This is a genomic window from Labrenzia sp. C1B70 (genome assembly GCF_000475395.1).
Taxonomy (GTDB): Bacteria; Pseudomonadota; Alphaproteobacteria; order Rhizobiales; family Stappiaceae; genus Roseibium; species Roseibium algicola.
In genome coordinates this window covers 248315-271182 of the sequence record NZ_AXCE01000062.1, presented here as the reverse complement: position 1 = coordinate 271182, position 22868 = coordinate 248315, and the positions used below count along the sequence as shown (strand labels likewise).

Here is a 22868-nt window from a genome sequence, read left to right as displayed (position 1 = left end):
CATCGCCAAACAGGATCGCCGCCGCATTATTTCGCGGCGACAGAGATCTCTTCAAGCTTGCCTGCGGCAGCCAGCTTCTTGGTATCGGCGATCGAAGCCAGGAGCTGCTGGTTTGCAGTGTCCAGATCGTCCTGAGCGGCAGTCGACCAGGTCTGGAACTGATCCTTGGAAACCACACGGATAGCGATCGGCATGAAAGCGTGATCCTTGCCGCACAGTTCGGAACACTGACCGTAGTAGACGCCTTCCTCGCGAGCGTGGAACCAGGTCTCGTTCAGGCGGCCCGGAATGGCATCGACCTTGACGCCGAAGGACGGCATCGCGAAGGAGTGAATCACGTCTTCGGAAGTCACCTGGACGCGAACCGTCGTGTCGACCGGAATGACGAGGTCGTAGTCAACGGACAGAAGGCGCGGAACTTCGTTCAGCGTCACGCCGCGAGCGTCTGCAACAGCCTGGCGCTCGTCGTCCTTGACCATGATGGAGTCGAAGGAGAGCTCACCCATGTTCTCATCGGTGTACTCATAGCCCCAGTACCACTGGTACCCGGTCGCCTTGACGGTCATCTCGTATTCGGGAATGTCCAGCTGCTTGTAGAGCAGGCGGAAAGACGGGATCGCGATCACGACCAGAATCAGGATCGGAGCAACCGTCCAGACCACTTCGATCATGGTGTTGTGCGAGGTTCTGGACGGAACCGGGTTCGACTTCGCGCTGAAGCGGGTCATGCAGACGATCAGCAGCGCCAGCACGAACAGGGTGATCACGGTAATGATCACCAGGGTGAACCCGTTGAACCAGGTAATGTCGTCCATCACATCGGTGACAGAGGCCTGAAAGCCCAACTGCCATTCCTTGATGCCGGATTCCGCTGCCAGGGCCGCTGTCGACACTCCAGCAAAAGTTGCCGCCGCACCGGCCATAGTCATGAGACGCTTGAAGACTGCCTTCACGTCCGCGCTCCCTTCCCTCATCCGCCTGAAATGGCGGAAAATGCTAAATTTCCGGACTCAGATCCGGTCCAATCCGGTGCGGCAGTAGCGGGCTTGGCGGCGCTGCGCAAGCCAAATCTGCTGCGTCCTGGAGTTGGACAAGGTCATGAGTTTGACCGGACTATAACCACAAACTCATATAAAGGGCGATGGCTACCATCGGGCATAGCGGCGATGTGCCGCATCATTCCACCGACACCTTTGAGCCGCACAAAAACCACAAGAAACGCCGGGCTGCAACGGAATTTCCAACTTTTCACAGCCACCTGAAGCTCTCTGCCATTTGACACGGGTCAAGGACATGCGAATTTTCGACAAGAATTGCGGCTAATCCTTCGGTTCCTGAACCGCCGGACTGGAAACGTGCGCCGTCATGCGGCAATGTCTGGCCTAGAATTACACCTTGATTCGCCAAGCAGGCCGCATCTTTTTATGCCGGGCCGACCAAAAGCGAACCGGACAACGATTGACTGGAGGATTTCTTGTCAACCCAATTGCCGCAGTCACTGGCTGCCCGCCCTAACGGACGTTCCAGACTGTCTTTTTCCAAACTCGCGGCCGTTGCCGGGATCGTCTTCAGTTCGTTGACTTACGGAAATCTGCCCGCCGCGGCACAAGGCGAGGTCCGCTCGACTCACGGCGACTGGCAAATGCGCTGCGACACGCCTCCCGGTTCCACCGGTGACCAGTGCGCTCTGATCCAGAACGTCACTGCGGCCGACCGGGAAAACGTCGGGCTTTCCGTGATCATTCTGAAAACCGCCGACAAGCAGGCCCGCATTCTCAGGGTTCTCGCACCGCTCGGCGTGTTGCTGCCGTCTGGTCTTGGCCTCAGGGTCGACAACGCCGATATCGGCCGGGCCGGTTTCGTCCGCTGTCTTCCGAACGGCTGCATTGCCGAGGTCATTCTCGAAGAAGATCTGCTGAGCAAATTGCAGGCCGGCTCTCAGGCGACCTTCATCATCTTCCAGACCCCGGAAGAAGGGATCGGCATCCCGATTTCGCTGAACGGGTTCTCCGCAGGCTTCGACGCCCTGCCCTGACACGGACACGGACACGCAAGCAACCAAACGAAAGGCGCCCATTCGGCGCCTTTTTTTTGTTTCCGAAATCCTGGTGATGAGCCTTGCCGCCTATTCCGCGGCTGGTGCGTCAGGAGCGTTCGCCTCCATCGACCGGCGCGGCGTTACCTTGTGCAGCTTGTCGGCGCCGGCAAACATGCCCTCACGCAGTTGCTGGGCAAGCCGCTCCTCGTCCCGGTCGCGAACGTCTTCCTCGATCTGGTCTATCCGGTCGAGGGGAGTTCCCAGTGCCTCGAGTGCCGCCCGGCCGAAGACGACGCTTGATTCGAAGGTTTCACGAATCTGGAAATCGACGCCCCGTTTGGTGAGATCCAGCATATGCGCGCGGTCCGTCGCCCGGCAGAAGATCAGCGCCTCGGGGAAGCCTTCTCGAACGAGGTCGATGGCCTTGCCCATCACCTTGTCGTTCTCGATACACATGGCAACCAATGTTGCCTTGCCCGCCCCAGCCGCCGCCAAAACGTCTGCCCGCGTCGCATCGCCGTAATAGACCTTGTAGCCCTGCTTGCGGGCGTAGGCGATACGGTCCGGCCGGTTGTCGATGGCGGTGATCTCAAGACCTTCGGATGTCAGGAACTGGGCCACCACCATGCCGAAGCGGCCGAAGCCGATCACCAGCACGGTCGGAGTTGCCTCCTCGAATGTTTCGATCGACGGGTTTTCAACACCCCGTGCCTTGACCCTGGCCGCCAGCCGGTCCAGCCCGAGGCAGGCAACCGGCGTCAGCAACATGGTCAAGACCACAATCGCGTTCAGCTGGTTGACGGCCTGATAGCTCAACAGGCGTTCGCCGACAGCGGCGGTGAACAGGACAAAGGCGAATTCACCACCTTGAGGCAGCGTGACGGCAATGCGCAATGCATCGGAATTCGGCGAGCCGGTGCCCCGTGACAGAGCCCAAAGGAATATGCCCTTCACGCCCATCACACAGATGACGCCGATTGCGAGGATTTCCCAGTGGGTCATCACCAGGTAGACATCCAGCGACATGCCGACGGCGACAAAGAACAGGCCCATGAGCAAAGACCGGAAGGGCTCGATGTCGGCTTCAAGCGTATGGCGGAAACTCGATTCGGCCAGCAGAACACCTGCCAGGAACGCCCCGAGCGCCATCGACAGGCCGACCGCATGCATGATGCCGGCACTGCCAAGAGCGACGAGGAGAGCGGCTGTCAGCATGACCTCGCGCGCGCGGCTTGCCGCCAGCAGCAGGAAAATCGGCGACACCAGATATCGACCAGTCAGGATAACGGCAGCCACCGCCGCCAGAACGATCAGGATCTCGCTCGCGATCTGGGTGTAGGTGGACGGGCCTTCCCCCGGCGCCAGGATGGCGACCATCGCAAGCAGTGGCACGATGGCGATATCCTGAAGCAACAGGATGCCGAACGCCCGCTGGCCGTAGGCTGAGGAAAGTTGTCCGCGTTCCTGCAGGATCTGCAGCGCGAACGCGGTGGAAGAAAGTGCCAGGCCGAAGCCAGCAACCAGAGAGGTGGTGAAGGAATAACCGAACAGCCGCCCTATGGCGTAGAAGGTCACACCGGTCAGAAGCACCTGGGCCGTTCCGAGGCCGAAGATGTCACGCTTCATCCGCCAGAGTTTTCGCGGGTCCAGCTCCAGACCGATGACAAACAGCAGCAGGACGACGCCAAGTTCGGCGACATGAAGCACGTCCTCGCCCGAGCCGAGAAGCTTTAGGCCGTGCGGGCCTATAACGGCTCCGGCAGCGAGATATCCGACCACCGATCCAAGCCCCAGCCTTTTGGCGATCGGTACGGCGACGACCGTCGCGGCCAGAAACACGATCGATTCGGCAAAAAACGGAGGGGCTCCTTCTGCTGCCATTCCTTCTCCTTAACCGCATGGTCCCGACACGTCGCCTTCTTGTTTCAGGCGACTTCGGCTCACTTCAACGATATCAGAGAATACGCCCTATCCTTTAATCAAATCCAGCGACTGCAGCAAAAAAGTGCTTTATTTTCAATCAAAGGACAGCCCCACGCGCCGAGAACCGCACAAGCTGATTGCACGTTGGATATTTGCTGCGTAGCGTTGCAGATGTCCGGTGAAAAAGTCTGGCAGGCAACGTCCAGTCCAAAGGCTGGCTATCTATCCCTGTACTCCAAGACGGAGCTCTTGCACCGCATGTCCGATCTGTTTGCCTCAATCGATGCCGCACGCCTTGCCAGCGGGTTTCTGCCGCTGTCTCAGATGATGGAAATCCTGGACGGAAATCATGTTCTGGATCCCTTTTCCACGCTGGTTTCCGCAGGCGTATCGGCGGGCAGGAACAACATCTTTTATCCGGGCGTCACGCTGAAGGCCTCATCCGGAGCAAAGATCCAGCTGGGCGACGACAACATTGTGCACTCCGGCAGCCATTTCGAAGCGTCGAACGGCAATATTCTGATCGGTAACAAGAACCAGTTCGGCGAAGGCGGATTTACCGCCAAGGCCAACAGGCCCGGCGCGGAAATCCGGATCGGAAGCCATGGCCGGTTCCTCAACAACCCGGCCCTGTTCGGCAAATGCATGCTGGGAGACGGCAGTCAGATCCTCGGCAATATCACGGTCGACAGCTGCAAACTGTCGGACGGAGGCTCCTTTCAGGAAGATGATCCGGACATGAGAGGCGGTCTGCTGAAAGGAAGCGGCGTTGCCAGGAACCTGAGCGTGGCACGCGGCATGGTGATAGCCGGAAACGGGAGTTTCAGTTCGGAAGACCTGCTGCCTCAAAGGCACTTTCACCCAAAGCCCTGACTGCAACACCCTGATCGCGCAAACCTGCGTTCCGGATCAGATCAGCCGACAAGCCCTCAGGAACGTTTCCAGGCCATCCACAGTCACGTAGTGATGGCCCTTAAGCCCGACGCTCTGTGCCCCTTCTATGTTTTCCGCGCGATCATCGACAAACGCACTTTCCTCGGGACCGTAGCCGTAGCGGCCGCAGATGCGCTCAAAGACCAGCGGATCAGGCTTGCGGGCTCCAAACTCAGCCGAGACATGGGCTTTCTCACCGAAAATTTCGACCGTTTCCGGCGCGCAGACGGGCAAGGCATCCTTCAAGAGCATGCCGTTGTTGGTCAGCAGCGCAATGTCTGCGGTCGTCTTCAGGCGGCGGACAAGCGACAAGACATTCCGGCGCGGGCGCATCATCTGCCGGCGCACATCCGCCCAGGTTTCGAAATCGATCGGAAACTCGAGCAGCCTTGCAAATTGCTCCAGATAGGCATCCGCCGTTGCAGGATCTCCCGCCTCGGCTGCATTCTCGTGAGGACCGCCCCAGACCGAGCGATCAATATCGGCCGCAGGCCTTCCTGTCAGCTCTTCAAGCAGCTTCAAGCGGATCTGGTGGTCATAGTCGTAGAGCACCAGATCCATATCGAAGATGACGAATTTTATGTCCGGCATAGGTCCTTCCAGGCGGCTTTGTCAGACCGCCGTCCCGCCTATGGTCATGGCATTGATGCGCATGGACGGTTGGCCGACACCAACAGGCACGCCCTGCCCCTGCTTGCCGCAGGTCCCCATGCCGGGATCGAGCTTCATGTCGTTCCCGATCATGGAAACGCGGGTCAACGCGTCCGGTCCGTTACCGATCAGCATTGCCCCTTTCAGCGGCGCGCCAACCTTGCCGTTCTCCACGCGGTAGGCTTCGGTGCAGGAGAACACGAATTTGCCGGAGGTGATGTCGACCTGGCCACCGCCGAAAGACACGGCGTAAATGCCGTCCTTGACCGATGCCAGGATCTCGTCCGGATCCTTGTCACCGGCCATCATTACCGTATTGGTCATGCGCGGCATCGGGATGTGGGCGTAGGACTGCCGGCGGCCATTACCTGTCGGCTCCATGCCCATCAGGCGCGCGTTCTGGCGGTCCTGCATGTAGCCTTTCAGGATACCGTCCTCAATCAGTACCGTTCGGCTGGAAGGCGTGCCTTCGTCGTCCACAGTCAGCGAGCCCCGACGATCGGCAATCGTTCCGTCGTCTACAATGGTCACGCCAGGCGAAGCGACGCGCTGGCCCATGAGACCGGCGAACGCGGACGTTTTCTTGCGGTTGAAGTCGCCTTCCAGTCCATGGCCGACGGCTTCATGCAGAAGAATGCCCGGCCAGCCCGGCCCCAGCACGACATCGAAGGTGCCGGCAGGTGCCGGAACCGCTTCCAGATTGACCAGAGCCTGACGCAGCGCCTCGTCGACACCGCCCTGCCAGTTTTCCGTGGTGATGAATCGCTCGAAGCCTTCCCGGCCACCGCAACCGAATGAGCCGCTTTCCTGGCGTTCGTCATTGCCGGCGACGACGGAAATGCTGAGCCGCACCATCGGACGCACATCGCGCACCAGATGACCGTCCGCACGCAGGATCTCGACCACCTGCCAGGACCCCGCCAGAGACGCGGACACCTGCCGCACGCGTGGATCCTTTGCCCGCGCGTAGGCATCTATTTCCTGCAGCAGCTTGACCTTGTCCTCGAAGCTCGGCCCGCCAAGCGGGTTTGCATCGGTGTAAAGCGTCTGGTTGGTGCGCGCAGGTGCTGCCGCGTAGCTACCCGAATACCCCTTCTTGACGGCGCTGACCGCATCGGCCGCCCGTTTCAATGCACCTTCGGAGATATCTCCGGCATGAGCGTAACCGGCAGCTTCACCGGCAACGGCTCTCAGGCCGAAACCTTGTGCGGTGTCGTAGTTGGCCCCTTTCAGGCGCCCGTTGTCGAAGACAAGGCCTTCGCTTTGCCGGTACTCGACAAAAAGCTCGCCATCATCCGCTCCATCAAGTGCGTCTTGAGTGATCCGCCTTGCCGTTTCGAGGCCCAGGCCTGAAGATTCGATAAGATCGGTGGTGGAAAGGGTCATCTGTCTGTCCTGATTTCGCCCGGAGTGTCTGCCGATGCAGGTTGCATTGCCAGACCGGGCAATTTGGTTGTTTCTCTCAACATAGGCGTTTTGGCGCGCAAATCATCCCATAAGCGGAGAATTCCACTTGCCAGTCATACAGTACCGCGCGCCGGAATGCAGTCGGGGCCGGGTTACCCTGCGCGGTTTTGAAGCCGACTGTCCCGCAACGGGGAAAAGGCCCGCTGGCAAAGCTTTGACTTGCCCTCTCCTGCCAGTCTGCCATAAATGCTACCAAGACTACCCGATAGACCGACAGCCAAACTGCAGATCATGAACCGCTACGAAAATCCGCGCATCCCCAATGAAGCCCGCGTTCGCTACCTGGATGGCGACTATCAGGTGGAAACACCGGGGACATTCGTGCGCTGTGCGGTGACCGGAACGGCGATCCCGCTGGACGAGCTGAAATACTGGTCTGTTGAACGGCAGGAAGCCTATGTCGATGCCAATGCGTCCATGAAGCGGTATCTGGAAACGCGCTGAGCCGCATCAGGCGAACTCAAGCAGCCTCATTTTCCGAACTGACGCCGACGTAGCCGCTCCTTGATGAGTGACGCCAGCCTGTCTTCGTCGTCAATCTCCATTCGCACTTCCAGAACGGCCGCACTGGATGCGATCCAGTGGAACAGTTCTCCCGTCGACGTTTCCAGCCTGGCCATGTCCTTGGACGTTGTCACCAGCTTGAACCCGGCTTCCTCGGCTTCGGTCAGTAGCGCACGCACGTCGGCTTGCGTGTATTGATGGTGATCGGGGAATTCCCGCGTTTTCTTCACGTCGTAGCCAAGCGTTTTCAGCGTATCGAAGAATTTCTGCGGTCTGCCGATGCCCGCAAATGCAAAGAGCCTGCTTCCCGCCAGTTCATCGTTCGGCTGTGGCCGCACATGTGCGTGAAGGATCGGCAGCCCCTTGCGCCCGGCCAGATGCACAGCTTCCTCTGCCGCATCCCCCTCGCCCACCAGGACCAGGCAATCGGCCTTCACGATCTGCTTGGCCGCAGGTGCCCGCAAGGGACCGGCAGGCAGACACTTGCCATTGCCGAACCCCACGCTGCAATCAACCAGCACCAGGCTGAGATCCTTGGCCAGCGCCGGGTTCTGAAACCCGTCATCCATCAAAAGGACATCAATGGGTTGCTGTTCGGCAAGCCGTGCCCCCGACGGCCTGTCGGCCGCAATCACGGTTGGACCGTACCGGGCCAGCAACAATGCCTCGTCACCGACAACATCGGCGTCGTGCATGCTGGCATCGACGAGGAGCGGCCCTTTGGCCTTGCCGCCGTAACCGCGCAGCAGGAAACCGGGCCGCAAGCCTTCTTCCTGCAATCTGTAGGACAGTTCGATGGCAAAGGGTGTCTTTCCGGTTCCGCCGACGACGAAATTGCCGACGCAGATTACAGGCAACCGGCTTTTCGCCTTCGGCTTCTTCAACATGCGGCGGCCAGAGACCAGTCCGTAAATCCAGCCTGCCGGCGACAGCAGCCAACTTGCCAGTGTCTGTCCCGGCTTCCACCAGAAGTCGGGCGCCGACTTCATGCGCGGCCCCGCGGCAGCGGATCGTCAGTCGCCGGCCCTGCTTTTCCCAACATGGGTTGCAACACTTTCAGGGTTTCGGCCAAGGCACCGCGCCCGGCTTCGACCAGGGCTCTTGCTCTTTCCGCCTGCGCCCGGGCAGCGTCAGCATCGCGCAAAAGACTGCCGACACAATCTGCCAGGTTCTCCGGCAATTCCGCTTTCAGCGAAGCCCGCCGGCTCCAGAAGTCCTTGTAGACGGCTCGGGCGTTCGCAACACGCGGGCCAGTGACCAGCGCGGAGCCCGACAATGCAGCTTCCACCGGGTTATGACCGCCTGCATCGTTGAATGAACCACCCAAAAACGTCACCGGTGCCAATCTGTAAAAAAGTCCCATCTCGCCCAGTGTATCACCGAGATAGACATCTGTGTCCGTTTCAATTGCCTGACCCAAACTTCGACGCGCCGCACGCAGGCCACGGCTATCGATCATGGCCGCAATATCATCTGTCCGGACGGGATGTCGCGGCACCAGGACCAGCAGGAGACCGGGAAACTCCTCGGTGAGACGGCCGAAGGCCTCGAGCACGATCTCGTCCTCGCCCGGATGCGTCAGGGCGGCCAGCCAGACCGGACGCGCTCCTGTCTGCGCCAACAGGGCGGTTGCCTGGCCTTCGTCCACGGCCGGGTCCGGTGCATCGAATTTCAGATTGCCGGGCGTTGAAACATTGCGGCAGCCCAACAGGCGGAACCTTTCGCCATCGGCGGCGCTTTGCGCCAGAACCATGTCCAGACACCGAAACAGATATCGGGAAATACGCGGAAAGCGCGCCCAGCTTCGATACGACCGGTCCGACAGGCGGCCGTTGAGAAGCACGAAGGGCGTTTGCCGTGAACGCATTTCATCAAAAAGACAGGGCCAGATTTCGGATTCGACCACCATCGCCAGATCCGGGGACCAGTGGTCGAGAAATCGGCTGATCGGCCCGGGGGCATCGAATGGCATGAACTGGTGGATTGCCCCTTCCGGCAAGCGGCCCTGTGCCAGCTGCGCCGCCGTCACGGTGACAGTGGTCAGGAGCACCTTGTTGCCGAACGCCGTCAGTTCGTCAACCAGCGGCAGCACGGATACGGTTTCACCGACACTGGCCGCATGGATCCAGACAAGTTTGCCGGCAGGCCGGCTTGTTGCGCTCCGTCCGAAACGCTCCCCCTTGCGGGCCGGCAATTCCTTGCCGGAGCGGCTGCGCAGCCAGAAAAGCAGATTGAACAGAGGCGTCAGGGCCCGTGCAAGGCCCCTGTAGAGACTGAAGACAAGGGGTCGCCGGTCAGCCATCCGCCCTTCCGACCAGCTCGTAAGCACGTTTCGTTGCGGCGTTGAGCCCCTCTTCCACCTTGAGGCGGTATTCCTCAAGCGTGTCGTCGTCCGCATCGGCGGGAACCCAGATGAGATCACCCACCGCGATGCTGCCCCGACCGAACGGCAGGTTGACGCTGGCCTTGTCCCAACTGTTCAGCTCGATGCTGCGGCTGGTTGCCACGGCCACAGGCAGGACGGGACGGCCCGAATGCTTGGCAAGCTGAACGATGCCAACGCCGGACTTGCGGGCCGGACCTTTTGGCACATCCGCCGTCATGGCGATGGAATAGCCTTCCTTGAGCGCACGAAGCGCCTCGATGAAACCACGCATGCCGCCGCGCTTCTTTATCTGGCGTGCGTTCTTGCCGCCGGAGGCACGGATCAGGCCGAGGCCGAGCTTGCGGGCCGCGATCGCGTTGACCTCGCCATCGGCAGACCGGGAAATCATCACCTTTGCGGGCCAGTGAGCTGGCTTGGCGAAGGGCACCATGAAGTGCTGGCCGTGCCACATGGCCACGATAACCGGGAGATCCTGTTCGGAACGTTCGTGCACGCCCTCCGGATCGATCACGAACCGGTTGGTACGGTAGACCAGTTTCAGGTAAACGGCCATCAAAGTGCCGATGCTGGCCAGAACCCAGGGCTGACGGCCGAGGCGTTTTATCATTTGGTGTTGTCGCCTGAGAGAGCTGTGCTGCCTTAAGAAGCCGTTTCCGGATCGAGCAAGCGATGCATGTGGACGATGAAGTAACGCATATGAGCGTTGTCGACCGTCGCCTGTGCCTTGGATTTCCAGGCTTTGTAGGCTTCGGCATAATTCGGGTAGATTCCGACGATATCCAGTTCGTCCAGATCGCGGAACGTCAGCCCTTCCGGTGATTCCAGCTCGCCGCCGAACACAAGATGAAGGAGCTGCTTCGGAGTATCGGTATTACTCATCAATATCCTCGCTTTCGTCGCTGCAACCGGTCTGTTACCTGATCAGGTCGTCGAGCGCATCGCGCACAGGCCCGATCAGCGCAACAGGAGCTGCGATCAGGGCCGGGTGGCCGGTCTTGGCGCGGTTGTAGATCAGGTTCCGACCCGACAGGTCGGTCAATACACCGCCCGCTTCCTGCACCAAAAGATCCGCCGCCGCAAGATCCCAATCACTCGGCCCGCCTCGTGCGGCCCCGACATCGACCCGTCCCGCCGCCACGATCGCCAGCCGATAGGCCAGGGAGCGCAGGATTTCCGTGCCGACAAATCCTGCAGCGACAACGTCCTGATTGGCGACAATGGAATGAGGTCCGGTCAAGGTTGCACCGGAAAGGCCGGTGCGATCTGACACCGCCAGTCGCGCCCCATTGAGCCAGGCTCCGCCGCCTGTACGGGCCAGAAACATCTCGTCCCGGCGCGGGCAAAAGACCGAAGCTGCAACGGGCCGACCGGCCTCGACCACGGCAATCGCCACCGTCCATTCGTCCCCACCCGCCAGAAAAGCCCGCGTGCCGTCAATCGGATCGACAATGAAGACGCGCTCGTGGTTGAGACGGCTGCGGTCGTCGGCGGTTTCCTCCGAAAGCCAGCCGTAGTCCGGCCGCGCGGACCGCAGGTAGTCCGCGAGAAAACGGTCTACCGCGAGATCTGCCTCGGAAACCGGCGACATGCCCGCCTTGCCCTTGTACCAGGTCTCCGGATCCTGACCGAAGAAACCCAGCGCAATATCGCCCGCCTGGCGCGCAGCCAACTCGAGCAGGCGCAGGTCCGCGTCCCTTCCGGCTTCATCCAGCCCGATTTCGCTTCGTCCGGTGTCGTTCAGGCCCTTGTCAGCTTCCGGCAAGGGCCATTCCTTCAATCATGACCGAGGGAGTGGCTGCCGAATAACGATTGTCGAGGTCGCTGCCAGGCACGAGCCGTGCAAACATGTCCTTCAGATTGCCTGCAATGGTGATTTCACTGACGGCTTCTACGATCTGGCCGTTTTCGAACCAGAACCCGGCTGCCCCGCGCGAATAGTCACCGGTAAGGCCGTTTACGCCGTGACCGATCAGGTCGGTCACCAGCAGGCCCTGCCCGGCTTCCGCCATCAATTCTTCCAGCGATTTTTCGCCAGGCATCAATGTGACGTTCGTTGCGCCAGGCGACGTGCCGCTGCCACTGCGGTGCGCCCGGCCATTGGGCGTCAGGCCCAGTTCGCGTGCGGAGGCACCGTCCAGAAACCAGTGTCGCAGGACACCGTCTTCAATGACATCGAGACGTTCCGCCCGGGTCCCTTCCCCGTCGAAGGGGCGTGTTGCGGCACCCCGGCGTTTGAACGGGTCGTCAACCACCTGGATGCCAGGTGCGAACACGGCCTCGCCCATCCGGTCTTTCAGGAAGCTGGTCTTGCGCGCAATTGCGGCCCCGTTGATCGCCCCGACAAGGTGCCCGAGAATGCTGCGGGCAGCGCGCGATTCATAAATGACGTTCGCGGTGCGGGTCGAAAGCTTGTTCGGGTTGAGACGGCGCACAGCTCTTTCCCCGGCCCTGCGTCCGATTTCCGCCGGTGCTTCCAGGTCTTCATAATAGGTGCGGCTGTCGAAATCGTAATCCCGCTCCATGCCGGTCCCTTCCCCTGCGACGGCTGTCATGGACATGCCATAGCGGGACGACATGTAGGACCCCTGGAACCCATGGCTGGTCGCCAGAACGACACCGGCAAGACGCCAGGAGGCCCCCGCACCGCCGGATTTGGTGACGCCTTCGACTTCCAGACCGGCAGCTTCCGCTTCCAGCGCAATCTGCGTCAGGTCCTCGGCGGTCATTTCCTTTGTGTCCAGAAGCTCGAGTTCCGGAAACTCCTTCACGAGAAGATCCTGATCGGCAAGACCGGCATAGGGATCTTCCGGCGCGACCTTGGCCATGGCGACGGCACGTTCAGCCAGGCTTGCTGGATCATCGAGACGGTTGGCTGAGACAGCAGCAGTGCGCTTGCCGACAAACACCCTCAAGGTGACGTCGTCGCCTTCGGCGCGCTCGGTTTCTTCCACCTTGCCTTCGCGAACATCGACCGAAAGCGAGACACCGGTAACCGCAATCGCGTCGCAGGCGTCAGCTCCGGCCTTGCGGGCTGCTTCCACCAGACGGGCTGCCCGAGATTGCAATTCGCTTTGATCAATCAGTTCCGACATCGTGTCCGCTCTTTCGTCTTCTGGTTCGGCAGTTGTTTACGCCCCGCACGGCTGCGCTGCAACTGTCGGGGCCTTTTGCGGGCAATCCGGTCGTGCCGGGCGCCTTCCAGAGCCATGGTTTTCCCCTGATAGGTGGGAAATGGGATTTTGAGCCGGTTCCGGCAAGAGGTTGCAATGCCGCAGCGCCTCATCCGATTTTCGTAATGATGACCGCAAGATAGGCGGGATCGGGACAGGGCGGAAAATTCATTCAAGGGTTGTATCAAGTCGAATCTGCCACATGACTGAACAAGGTGTTACCTGTCTGATTACATTCCAGTAACCCTCTTATAAATCAGACTTTTTTAACTCTGTATCTTAAGTGGTTCACGACTTTTCTTCAGTAGATTGAATGCATCGAGAGACCAAAAATGGTCCGACCTAAAGGTCCGGTGGAGAGTCATTTGAGACGTCAAACAGAAATACAGGAAATGGTAGCAACCGGGGTCGGCGCCCAAACGATGCCGCATCCCGGTTGCCTGCCGGCCCACTTCGAGCAACGCCTTGAAAACCGGCCGGGTACCCCTTCCCTGCCAGCCGAAATTTTCCTGGATCGCGACAGGGCGGTCATCAAGCGGCGGGTTGCCGGTGTTCCGGTGACGGTGGTGGTGCCCGCTCAAGGTTTCGATGGTGTCATGGTCCGGATCGTTCCGGGCGCAGTGCCGGGCGAAATCGTGGCGGCACTGATCCTGAAACATCCCGATAGCGCGCTGTCGATCACCCTGGCCGAAACCGAGAAATCCGATGACCTTGCAGTCCTGTGGAGCCGGTGGGCTCAGGTGTTCAACCTGCCTATGCTGGTGTGTGACCTCGGCGGCAAGGTAAAGCCGATCGAAGCCTACAGCGCCGTTCCGGCTTCAAAACCTGCGCCCCGGCGCAAGCTACGCCTATTGACCGGCCGCCGTCCGCGCTTCCTGAACCGCCGTCTTCCCGGCCGGCAGGAACCTTCGGCAACCGTCCACGCCAATGAGCGTGAGATCATTGCCCGCACCTGAGGGTGCGCACGAAAGTCTTCAAAAAAAGCCCCGCTGAGCGGGGCTTTTTTCGTTAGAGCGCACCGATAAGGGCATCGGCGAAGAAACCGAAGAACAGGATCCAGCCATAGGTCCCGTTGGATCGGAACAGTTGCAGGCACTGATCGCCGTCATCGATATCCAGAACGACGATCTGCCACCCCAGATGAATGACGCCAGCCAGGATGCCGATAAAAGCGGCCGGACCGGCATCGGCAAAGATCGCAGCCAGAAAGAACAGTGTGGTTGCGCAGCTGTAGAGCAGGATGAGAGCCGGCTTGGTGTGCTCATCGAAGAGGCGGGCCGTCGACTTCACACCGACAAGCGCATCGTCCTCCTTGTCCTGATGGGCATAGATCGTGTCGTAGCCGATCGTCCAGCAGATGCCGCCGATATAGAGAAACACCGGTGACCAGGACAGAGACCCAAAGGCGGCCGCCCAGCCCATGAGCGCCCCCCAGGAAAAGGCGAACCCCAGAAACAGCTGCGGCCAGTTGGTAATGCGTTTCATGAACGGATAGACCGCAACCGGCAGCAGCGAGGCGATGCCCAGCCAGATCGTGTAGGTGTTGAACTGCAGCAGCACCGCAAGGCCGATGAGGGCCTGGACCACCAGAAAGATCTTTGCCTGAAGTCTGGACACCTGCCCCGCCGGGATGGGTCGGGAGCGGGTCCGCTCGACCTTGGAATCGATGTCGACGTCGACAAGGTCGTTGTAGGTGCAGCCTGCACCGCGCATGGCAACCGCACCGATGAAAAACAGAACCATGTGCCAGGGGTCCGGCCAGGCCTTGCCACCGGCGACCGCCGCCAATGCCGCCGACCAGAAACAGGGCCACAGCAACAGCCACCAACCGATCGGACGTTCCCAGCGGGCAAGGCGCGCATAGGGGCGCAGGCCAGCCGGCAGCCGCGTGTCCACCCAGTGCTGCTTGACCGCATCTGCAACCGGCCCCGTGTCGTTCGTGGAAAACACTTTCGATCCGTCCATTTCTCGATTATCCGGCGGAAACGCTCCTGCTTTCCGCCCTTCTCAGGTTCTTTTAGCGATTTTCGGCAGGAAATTCATCCCGCAAGAGGTCACAGGGGCGCTATCGTGAAACTCAGAGTTGGGCAAGGTGCCATGGTCTGACGACCCAACCCCGGTGAGCCCTCGGTTTCCTCTTCGCGCTTGCCACACCTGGCTGACAAGCGTTCCGGCCTTTTCCTGGGCGCGGAAACCACCTCTCCCACCGCCTCACAAGTTGGGCGGTGACCGGCAGAAATGCGCCGTTGTATGCGCCGCCAATTGCGGTATGCCGCCCTCCGTGTTAGGGGACGGCCCTCTTGCTTCAACCTTCACGAAGAGACTGCCCGTTTATGAAACTTCTCCTGATCGGATCCGGCGGCCGCGAACACGCGCTCGCCTGGGCGCTGGCAAAATCTCCCAAGCTGACCAAGCTCTATGCGGCGCCCGGCAATGCCGGGATTGCCGAGGTGGCCGAGCTTTGCAATCTGGACACCGCGGATCATCAGGCAGTCATCGGTTTCTGTCGCGAACATGCCATCGATCTTGTGGTCGTCGGCCCCGAGGCACCGCTTGTGGCCGGCCTTGTCGATGATCTGGAAGCGGCCGGGATCAAGGCTTTCGGTCCGTCCAGGGCAGCGGCCCAACTGGAGGGCTCCAAGGCCTTCACCAAAGGCGTGTGCGACGAAGCAGATATTCCGACCGCCGGATACGGCCGCTTTGATACGGCAGATGCCGCGCTCGCCTATGTCCGGGAAAAAGGTGCACCGATTGTCGTGAAGGCGGACGGGCTTGCAGCCGGCAAGGGCGTCGTCGTCGCGATGACCCTGAAAGACGCCAAAGAGGCGGTAACGGCCTGTTTCGAAGGCTCGTTTGGGGCTGCAGGTGCGGAAGTCGTCATCGAGGAATTCCTGGAAGGCGAGGAAGCGAGCTTCTTCGTGTTGTCCGACGGCACCAACGCACTGCCGCTTGCCACCGCCCAGGACCACAAACGCGCCTATGATGGTGACGAGGGCCCGAATACCGGCGGCATGGGCGCTTACTCGCCAGCTCCCGTCCTGACAGATGCACTGATTGCCGAGGTGATGCGTACCATCATCGAGCCGACCATCGCGACACTGGCCAAACGTGGCACCCCTTTCAAGGGCGTTCTCTATGCGGGTCTGATGATCGGCAAGAACGGTCCGAAGCTGATCGAATACAATACCCGCTTCGGTGATCCGGAATGTCAGGTCCTGATGATGCGTCTCAAGAGCGACCTGCTGGAGTTGCTGCTTGCAAGCGTCGAGGGCCGGCTGGACCAGACAACGGCGGACTGGCGTGACGAAGCCGCACTGACGGTGGTCATGGCCGCCAAGGGTTACCCGGGCAACTACGACAAGGGCACGGTAATCCGTGGTCTCGATACACCAGCAACGGATGACGTTGCCGTCTTTCACGCAGGCACCAAACGCGATGGCACGCAGATCCTGGCAAATGGCGGACGCGTTTTGAACGTGACGGCGGTCGGCACCACCGTTCGCGAGGCACAGCAACGGGCCTACGAGAGGATCCGCGACATCGACTGGCCGGAAGGCTTCTGCCGAACCGACATCGGCTGGCGGGCCATCGCCCGGGAAAGCTGAGGCCGAGCCAAGCGAAAAACCGGCAATCGTGGCATTTCCGGTTTCCGGGACTTGGCAGGCGCTTGAAAGCAAAGGTAATCTTCTCCCCGGTGCGGGCTGGGGAGACAGACGTGAAAAACGACCTGCCGGATCTGTTTCCGGGGTTTGACAGCATCACTGTGGAAGCCAACGATGTTCGGCTGTTCTGCCGGACCGGCGGGTCCGGCCCACCGTTGCTTTTGCTGCACGGCTACCCGCAATCTCATGTCTGCTGGCACAAGGTGGCCCCGCAGCTTGCGGAACACTTCACGCTCGTCCTGCCCGACCTGCCGGGGTATGGCCGTTCGTCCGTGCCGCCGCTATCACACGATCACGCGGCCTATTCCAAACGAAGCATGGCCTCGGCCATGGTCGAGCTCATGAAGGTGCTCGGCCACTCGACGTTCTTTCTGGCTGGCCATGACCGTGGCGGCCGGGTGGCTTACCGCCTTGCCCTCGATCACCCGCAAGCCCTTCTGAAGGTCGCCGTTCTCGACATCCTTCCGACATGTGACTATTGGGACCGGATGGACAGGCTGTTCGGCCTCAAGATCTATCACTGGATGTTTCTGGCCCAGGCTGCGCCTTTCCCGGAAAAAACTATTTCTGCCGCACCGATACGATTTCTCGATCACACGCTGGCCAGTTGGACTGCAGCCAAGACCCTGTCGTGCTTTTCCAAGGAAGCCATGGCGCATAACCGTGACTGGTTTTGCGAACCAGACCGGGTATCGGCAACCTGCGAGGACTACCGCGCAGGTGCAACGATCGACTACGACCACGACCGGGCGGATCTGGATGCGGGAAGAAAGATCCTTGTTCCCCTTCTTGCACTTTGGGGAAGCAAAGGTATCGCCACCAGCGTGGACGATCCGCTTGAAGTCTGGCGGGGCTGGTCAAGGACCGCTGTCGGCGCCGCGCTTCCCGGTGGGCACTTCCTGCCCGAAGAAGCCCCGGAAGAGACGGTCGCTGCCCTCCTCGAGTTCTTCGCAAGCGCATCAGGCAGTTGACGGCACCGCCCCATACGATTTGCTTGCCAAGCTGAGGCTGGCTCGCGTCAATCGGCTGGGTCAAACACAGACGCTTGGGCGGCGATTTCACCTCAACTGGTGACGCTCAAAGGTGATCGTATGATTTAGATCAAACTATTGTGCTGCACCGCCAATCATCAGGCTAAGCGCAAATACATTTGATCTTGAGACTGGAAGAGTTCCTCTCGGATGAACTCTATTCTTAATAAGCCTTAAGGAACACATTCAATACAATTTAACCAATACAGCCTATTGAGAAAATTGGCAGTGATGGTTTGCATAACTTCGCCGTGCCCGGTGACCATAACAAAAAGTGGACTGTCCTTGCCGATCAAAGAGGAGCTACGGCTGCTCGGGGGAACGGGTGCAACGCGTGGGCAAGCAAGAATTTTGGCAAGACAAGGACTTGCGCGACGAGAAATCGCGCACGCAGGCGCGCGGGCGAAGTCCGAGCGCCATTCTTGACCAGATCCTGGCGCGGTGGTGCAAGGACGAAACCCGTTTCGAAAAACCCCTTCGCGTCGTTTTTCTGTCGTTTCTCTGCCTGACAGTTGCCGTCCTGACGCTCCAGAACGTGGTGACGGAATATCGTACGCTGAGCGAGCCGCAGGACCTGATCGTCCGGACGACTGAACGTCTTCTGATGCATCAAAGAGCGTTGGGGGAACAAACGCTCGATCAGGCAGTCAGTGTCGTCAGCGCCGACACCGATCTGCAGACAGCCATCCGCAAGAAAGACACCGCCAACATCAAGGCCGTTGCCGACAGAGTCTTTGCCGGAAAAGCTGCCGATCTCAATATTGCGGAATTGACCATCTATTCCGCCGACCAGCAGATCGTCTATCGCGCGCAAAGCAATACCACTCCGGCGCAGGATTCCGCCAGCTTCGAGACCGAACTGAATTCCAACCGTTTTCGCGAAGTCGATGCTATAGAACTCGGCCGCAACAACGAGTTCATCGTCAGCGTGCTGAAACCCTGGCTCGTTGAGGGATCCCGGATCGGGTATCTGAAACTCGCGATCAATATCGAACAATCGCTCGCGCTGGCCAGTTCCGCGGTCAATGCCCAGATCGTCAAGGCCTGCGAAGTCGCCGAAGCAGGTGATTCCAGCACGGTTCACTACAAGGTTCTAGGCAATCTGACGCCGACCGGCTTCGACTTCAGCAAGATCGCCTCCAACGGCCACTTCGCCGGCTTCAACAGCTTCTTCCTCCAGAACAGCAAGGTGTTCATGGTTCGCGATCTGCCAATTATGGTCGTAACCCCGAACAACGACGTGAAGCTTCTGCTGGTAAAGGACATCACGGACAACATCTGGGACTTTGCCAAGGGGACATTGCTTTCTCTGATGGCAGGCATCGGTCTGGCGCTGCTCGCCTGGACGGTGGTCTTTCGTCTCCTGTCCCGCCTTCAGTCCTCCGTGCAGCTGACGCGTTCGCGCCTCGAGGCAGAAGTTCTGGACAATACCCTGAAGCTGGAAAGCAGCACGCTTCAGCTTATCGAAGCCCAGCGGATTGCGCATGTGGGCAGCTGGGAACGCGATATCGCTTCAAACGAAATCCTGGGCTCGGAAGAATACTACCGGGTCATGAAGATCCCGCCGAACCTTCCGGCAAACGAGATCCAGGCCTATCTCTTTGATCGTATTCCCGGTGACGACCGGAAGAAAACCCTGGACGCGGTCAACGCAGCAGTGAAATCCTGCGGTGAATTCGACACCGAACACCCGCTGGTACATGACGACGGCACCATCCAGTACCTGCACGTTCGCGGGTATGTGCTTGCCGGTCGGGACGGTAAGGCATCCAAGGTGATCGGGACCGTTCACGACATCACCGACCGATGCCTGGCAGAACGCAGGAACCATCTGCTGGCCAACATTCTGGAATCCTCGCTCAACGAGATCTACATCCTCGACGCGGAAACCTTCCAGATCGAATATGCCAACCGCTGTGCCCTGGCCAATCTCGGCTACACGATCGAAGAGCTGAAATCCCAGAAAATCGGCGATATCGATCCCGTTTACGACCCGAACACGGTCCGGCGCCACGTCGCGCCCCTCCTGAAAGGACATCGGGACAACCTGTCGGTCGAAAGCGTTCACCGGCGCAAGGATGGCACGGAATATCCGGTCGATCTCAGGGTACAGCTTCTCCGCGATCAGGACCGCGACCTGTTCGTGGCCATTGCCAATGATGTTTCCGAACGGGTGCAGCGGGAAAACGAAACCCGCGAAGCCAAGGTCCGGGCAGAGCGCCTGGCCTATTTCGACCCCCTGACCAAACTGTCCAACCGCGCCGGCTGCCAGCGCGATGCCAAGGAGCGTTTCGCCCGGAGCGAGAAGCCGGCGTTCCTGGTTCACGTCGATATGGACGGTTTCAAGCGGGTCAACGATACGCTCGGCCATCTTGCCGGCGATCATTGCCTGGAAGAGACGGGCCGCCGGCTGCGCGAAGTCTGCCGTGGGCTGGGCACGGCCTATCGCTGGGGAGGCGACGAGTTCGTCATTCTGGCGGAGAGCGGAACGTCGGATCCCAACGAGTTGTGCGAACGGGCGCGCCGGATCATGCGGATGCCGATGGAGTTCAACGGCAACAGGTTCTGGCCGACCGTCAGCATGGGACTGGCACTGTGCCCGGAGGACAGTGACAACTTCGACACGCTTCTGGTCAATGCCGATCTCGCGCTTTACCAGTCCAAGGAAAACGGCAAGGACCGCTATACTTTCTTCCGTCCGGATATGCGCACAGACAGTGAAACGGAAGCACAGATCGAGCTGGAACTGAAGGACGCGGTCAAGAACGACCAGTTCTTCCTCGTGTTCCAGCCGCAGGTCAACCTGCGCACTCAGGCCGTCACCGGCATCGAAGCACTGGTACGCTGGCGACACCCCGAACGCGGCACGGTTTCGCCCGGAGACTTTCTGCCGGTCGTGGAAAAATCCGGTCTGGCGCCGATCCTGGGTGAGATTGTCATCGACAAGGCTTTTGCCGCTGCCCGGCACTGGATCGACCAGGGCCTCGATTTTGGCCGCATCTCCGTGAACATCTCGCCATCGCACCTGTCGTCCGGGCTGCTGCTCGAGCACTTTAAGGCCGCGATGGAAAAGCACAATGTCGGACCGGAGCGGATCACTGCCGAGGTTCTGGAATCGGTGTTCCTGAACGACAACCGGTCGGGTCACCTGGCTGCGCTGCGGCAACTCTTCGAGCTCGGCGTTCATATCGAGCTGGATGATTTCGGCACCGGCTATGCGTCCCTCTCCCATGTCTCGGACTTGCCGATAAACGGGCTGAAGATCGACCGCTCCTTCACGCGCCAGATGCTTCAGGACCCGAAAAAGGAAGTGATCGTCAACCAGCTCATCCACCTGGCCCGATCGCTCAACATCGGCATCGTCTGCGAAGGCGTTGAAACCGAAGAGCAATACGACCGGCTTCGGATGATGGGCGATTTCTCGATCCAGGGTTACCTGATTGCCCGGCCGATGCCGTTTGATCATGCAACGGACTGGATGTCGGAAGCCGCGGACGATCTATACTTCGTGATCTGAGTTTTTCCGGCACTGAGAGGGTTTTCCTGTTCGCAACTGCCGTTGCAGGCAGTTGCGAGGTTGGCAAGGCGCGCGCCAGCCCCCATGTGCAGGGAGTAACGCTCTCAATGCCGGACCCGCGCCATGCCCTCTACCTCCTCCCCCAGAATCGGTCTTGCCCTTGGCGGCGGCGGTGCGCGCGGCCTCGCCCACATCCCCGTTCTGGAAGCGCTGGATGACCTGGGCATAAAACCTGTCCGGATCAACGGCACGTCCATCGGTGCCCTGATGGGGGCGGCCTATGCCAGTGGTCGCAGTGGCCAGGAAATCCGCGACATTGCGCTGGAGATTTTTGCTGATCGCAACAGTGTGTTGTCGCGCCTGTGGCAGTTGAGACCACGCAAGTTCGCAGATGTGTTCCGTGGCGGCCCGGTGCAGTTCGACCCGCTTCGCGTGCTGGAAGTGTTTGTTTCGGACTATCTGTCCGAAACGTTCGAAGACCTGGACATCCCGCTGCGTATGCTGGCGACGGACTTCTATCGCTGCGAGGAAGTGGATTTTGAAAGTGGCCCCTTGCTGCCCGCCCTGGCCGCCTCGATAGCGATTCCCGCGGTTTTCAGACCCGTGCGCTATGGCGACCGGTTTCTCATCGACGGCGGCGTCGTCAATCCACTGCCTTTCGACGGGCTCAGGGCGAGTTGCGATATCGTCATTGCCGTTGATGTCGTTGGCGCGCCGGTGCCGCGAGACAACAAGGATGACATCAGCATGCTGGATTCCCTGTTCGGCTCTTCCCAGATCCTGATGCAGACCATCACAAAGCAAAAACTGAAATCAGATCAACCGGATATCCTGGTCAGCCCGCCCCATGACTCCATCCGGGTTCTGGACTTCATGAAAGCCGAGAGCATACTGGATAAGGCGGAATCCTTGCGTACAGTTACCAGGGCAAAACTGGAGGAACTGATAAAAGAAACAATGGAAGTTACTTGATGGCAACATCAGCAGATTTATCCGTATAATTCCTTTTTATTGGACCCGACTTTGCGTTTAACAAATCATTAATCTTACTCCTAAATACTTTTCTCAATCTATTAGGAGAAGGTCAATGCGGCCATCGGGATCAACAGATTTGGAAGCCTGTCCGGTATCGGACGATTTGCTGAAACGGTTGCTGGATGCAACGTTGAACGCGGTTACTGATGTCGGATGCCAGCTGCCGGAACAGCAGCGCGCGGCGCTTGCCGTCTACTGCTATCGCCGTGCGCATTTCCGCCGTCTGGGTCTTTCGCTGGCCTCGCTTTGCAGCCAGCAGGCGCTGGTCATGGAGGCCGGACACGCGGGCGATCTTATCTACCGCCAGGCAAGCAGCGCCGGGTTCATGAGCGAAGGCGACGCGGCCAACCGGACGGCAAAGTCCGGGAAACCGCCGGTCAGTCTTTACGTGGTCTGAAAGTCAATTCCGGGGCTGGTTCTTCCTCCCACCCGCCCCCACCTCAGGCAACCGCCTTTGCAGCTACAAGCGCAGGCCGGTTGCCTTTTCTTTTGGCATCCCCTTCCAAAACGTCTCAAGTTTCAGGCAAACGGGCAGCGCACACCTCGACATG

General features: G+C 59.9%; 20 protein-coding genes. 9 read left to right on the top strand and 11 right to left on the bottom strand.

Features of this window, described 5'->3' with window-relative positions:
• Positions 1-26: 26 nt before the first annotated feature.
• Positions 27-929 carry a cytochrome c oxidase subunit II gene (gene coxB, locus Q666_RS62135; RefSeq protein ID WP_031285188.1) on the bottom strand — a complete coding sequence of 301 codons (903 nt, stop codon included), beginning with the start codon at positions 927-929 and terminating at the stop codon, positions 27-29.
• Positions 930-1561: 632 nt separating this feature from the next.
• Here coxB and Q666_RS62130 point away from each other — a divergent pair.
• Positions 1562-2035 carry an invasion associated locus B family protein gene (locus Q666_RS62130; protein WP_051990219.1) on the top strand — a complete coding sequence of 158 codons (474 nt, stop codon included), beginning with the start codon at positions 1562-1564 and terminating at the stop codon, positions 2033-2035.
• Between the two features lie 90 nt (positions 2036-2125).
• On the opposite strand, the gene Q666_RS62125 is transcribed toward Q666_RS62130, so the two are convergent.
• Positions 2126-3919: a monovalent cation:proton antiporter-2 (CPA2) family protein gene (locus tag Q666_RS62125; RefSeq protein ID WP_023002027.1), complete on the bottom strand. Its 1794-nt coding sequence runs from the start codon at positions 3917-3919 to the stop codon at positions 2126-2128.
• Positions 3920-4219: 300 nt separating this feature from the next.
• On the opposite strand from Q666_RS62125, the gene Q666_RS62120 reads away from it, so the two are divergent.
• Positions 4220-4834, top strand: a complete 615-nt coding sequence (locus tag Q666_RS62120) for a hypothetical protein (RefSeq protein WP_031269736.1) — start codon at positions 4220-4222, stop codon at positions 4832-4834.
• A gap of 36 nt (positions 4835-4870) precedes the next feature.
• On the opposite strand, the gene Q666_RS62115 is transcribed toward Q666_RS62120, so the two are convergent.
• Positions 4871-5485, bottom strand: a complete 615-nt coding sequence (locus Q666_RS62115) for an HAD-IA family hydrolase (RefSeq protein ID WP_023002029.1) — start codon at positions 5483-5485, stop codon at positions 4871-4873.
• A 21-nt stretch (positions 5486-5506) separates the two neighbouring features.
• Positions 5507-6931: a metalloprotease TldD gene (gene tldD, locus Q666_RS62110; RefSeq protein WP_023002030.1), complete on the bottom strand. Its 1425-nt coding sequence runs from the start codon at positions 6929-6931 to the stop codon at positions 5507-5509.
• Between the two features lie 312 nt (positions 6932-7243).
• Between tldD and Q666_RS62105 the strand changes: the two genes are divergently transcribed.
• Positions 7244-7456 carry a DUF2093 domain-containing protein gene (locus Q666_RS62105; RefSeq protein ID WP_023002031.1) on the top strand — a complete coding sequence of 71 codons (213 nt, stop codon included), beginning with the start codon at positions 7244-7246 and terminating at the stop codon, positions 7454-7456.
• 26 nt (positions 7457-7482) lie between these two features.
• On the opposite strand, the gene lpxK is transcribed toward Q666_RS62105, so the two are convergent.
• From lpxK to Q666_RS62075, 6 genes are read right to left on the bottom strand one after another with little or no spacing between them, the layout of a single operon-like run.
• Positions 7483-8505: a tetraacyldisaccharide 4'-kinase gene (lpxK, locus tag Q666_RS62100; protein WP_023002032.1), complete on the bottom strand. Its 1023-nt coding sequence runs from the start codon at positions 8503-8505 to the stop codon at positions 7483-7485.
• Positions 8502-9818, bottom strand: a complete 1317-nt coding sequence (locus Q666_RS62095; RefSeq protein WP_023002033.1) for a 3-deoxy-D-manno-octulosonic acid transferase — start codon at positions 9816-9818, stop codon at positions 8502-8504. Before Q666_RS62095 ends, lpxK begins: the two co-directional genes overlap by 4 nt.
• Positions 9811-10509, bottom strand: coding sequence for a lysophospholipid acyltransferase family protein (locus Q666_RS62090; protein WP_023002034.1), 699 nt, complete (start codon positions 10507-10509; stop codon positions 9811-9813). The genes Q666_RS62095 and Q666_RS62090 overlap by 8 nt, the downstream gene beginning before the upstream one ends.
• A 32-nt stretch (positions 10510-10541) precedes the next feature.
• Complete coding sequence (locus Q666_RS62085; protein ID WP_023002035.1) at positions 10542-10781, bottom strand: DUF4170 domain-containing protein; 240 nt, start codon at positions 10779-10781, stop codon at positions 10542-10544.
• A 34-nt stretch (positions 10782-10815) separates the two neighbouring features.
• Positions 10816-11664 carry a 3'(2'),5'-bisphosphate nucleotidase CysQ gene (locus tag Q666_RS62080; RefSeq protein ID WP_197923128.1) on the bottom strand — a complete coding sequence of 283 codons (849 nt, stop codon included), beginning with the start codon at positions 11662-11664 and terminating at the stop codon, positions 10816-10818.
• Complete coding sequence (locus tag Q666_RS62075; RefSeq protein ID WP_023002037.1) at positions 11651-12994, bottom strand: TldD/PmbA family protein; 1344 nt, start codon at positions 12992-12994, stop codon at positions 11651-11653. Before Q666_RS62075 ends, Q666_RS62080 begins: the two co-directional genes overlap by 14 nt.
• 443 nt (positions 12995-13437) lie before the next feature.
• Between Q666_RS62075 and Q666_RS62070 the strand changes: the two genes are divergently transcribed.
• Entirely contained in the window at positions 13438-14028 is a 591-nt protein-coding gene (locus Q666_RS62070) for a DUF6101 family protein (RefSeq protein ID WP_208984425.1), read from the top strand.
• Positions 14029-14080: 52 nt separating this feature from the next.
• On the opposite strand, the gene ubiA is transcribed toward Q666_RS62070, so the two are convergent.
• Complete coding sequence (ubiA, locus tag Q666_RS62065) at positions 14081-15037, bottom strand: 4-hydroxybenzoate octaprenyltransferase (RefSeq protein ID WP_023002039.1); 957 nt, start codon at positions 15035-15037, stop codon at positions 14081-14083.
• Positions 15038-15405: 368 nt separating this feature from the next.
• Between ubiA and purD the strand changes: the two genes are divergently transcribed.
• The 5 genes from purD to Q666_RS62040 all read left to right on the top strand — a co-directional run bounded on the left by purD (position 15406) and on the right by Q666_RS62040 (position 22714).
• Positions 15406-16677 (top strand): phosphoribosylamine--glycine ligase, encoded by a 1272-nt coding sequence (purD, locus tag Q666_RS62060; RefSeq protein ID WP_023002040.1) that lies wholly within the window; start codon positions 15406-15408, stop codon positions 16675-16677.
• A 110-nt stretch (positions 16678-16787) separates the two neighbouring features.
• Entirely contained in the window at positions 16788-17705 is a 918-nt protein-coding gene (locus tag Q666_RS62055) for an alpha/beta hydrolase (RefSeq protein ID WP_031269739.1), read from the top strand.
• A gap of 427 nt (positions 17706-18132) precedes the next feature.
• Complete coding sequence (locus Q666_RS62050) at positions 18133-21282, top strand: EAL domain-containing protein (protein WP_023002042.1); 3150 nt, start codon at positions 18133-18135, stop codon at positions 21280-21282.
• Positions 21283-21405: 123 nt separating this feature from the next.
• A complete protein-coding gene (locus tag Q666_RS62045; protein WP_023002043.1) occupies positions 21406-22254 on the top strand; it encodes a patatin-like phospholipase family protein in 849 nt (282 codons plus the stop codon).
• A 115-nt stretch (positions 22255-22369) separates the two neighbouring features.
• On the top strand, positions 22370-22714 hold the full coding sequence (locus Q666_RS62040; protein WP_023002044.1) for a hypothetical protein: 345 nt from the start codon (positions 22370-22372) through the stop codon (positions 22712-22714).
• Positions 22715-22868 lie beyond the last annotated feature (154 nt).

Excerpts from the sequence above, each read along its gene's own strand:
- coxB (WP_031285188.1), bottom strand. The coding sequence starts at position 929 with ATGACTATGGCCGGTGCGGCGGCAACTTTTGCTGGAGTGTCGACAGCG.
- Q666_RS62125 (WP_023002027.1), bottom strand. The coding sequence starts at position 3,919 with ATGGCAGCAGAAGGAGCCCCTCCGTTTTTTGCCGAATCGATCGTGTTT.
- Q666_RS62120 (WP_031269736.1), top strand. The coding sequence starts at position 4,220 with ATGTCCGATCTGTTTGCCTCAATCGATGCCGCACGCCTTGCCAGCGGG.
- Q666_RS62115 (WP_023002029.1), bottom strand. The coding sequence starts at position 5,485 with ATGCCGGACATAAAATTCGTCATCTTCGATATGGATCTGGTGCTCTAC.
- tldD (WP_023002030.1), bottom strand. The coding sequence starts at position 6,931 with ATGACCCTTTCCACCACCGATCTTATCGAATCTTCAGGCCTGGGCCTC.
- Q666_RS62105 (WP_023002031.1), top strand. The coding sequence starts at position 7,244 with ATGAACCGCTACGAAAATCCGCGCATCCCCAATGAAGCCCGCGTTCGC.
- lpxK (WP_023002032.1), bottom strand. The coding sequence starts at position 8,505 with ATGAAGTCGGCGCCCGACTTCTGGTGGAAGCCGGGACAGACACTGGCA.
- Q666_RS62095 (WP_023002033.1), bottom strand. The coding sequence starts at position 9,818 with ATGGCTGACCGGCGACCCCTTGTCTTCAGTCTCTACAGGGGCCTTGCA.
- Q666_RS62090 (WP_023002034.1), bottom strand. The coding sequence starts at position 10,509 with ATGATAAAACGCCTCGGCCGTCAGCCCTGGGTTCTGGCCAGCATCGGC.
- Q666_RS62085 (WP_023002035.1), bottom strand. The coding sequence starts at position 10,781 with ATGAGTAATACCGATACTCCGAAGCAGCTCCTTCATCTTGTGTTCGGC.
- Q666_RS62075 (WP_023002037.1), bottom strand. The coding sequence starts at position 12,994 with ATGTCGGAACTGATTGATCAAAGCGAATTGCAATCTCGGGCAGCCCGT.
- ubiA (WP_023002039.1), bottom strand. The coding sequence starts at position 15,037 with ATGGACGGATCGAAAGTGTTTTCCACGAACGACACGGGGCCGGTTGCA.
- purD (WP_023002040.1), top strand. The coding sequence starts at position 15,406 with ATGAAACTTCTCCTGATCGGATCCGGCGGCCGCGAACACGCGCTCGCC.
- Q666_RS62045 (WP_023002043.1), top strand. The coding sequence starts at position 21,406 with ATGCCCTCTACCTCCTCCCCCAGAATCGGTCTTGCCCTTGGCGGCGGC.
- Q666_RS62040 (WP_023002044.1), top strand. The coding sequence starts at position 22,370 with ATGCGGCCATCGGGATCAACAGATTTGGAAGCCTGTCCGGTATCGGAC.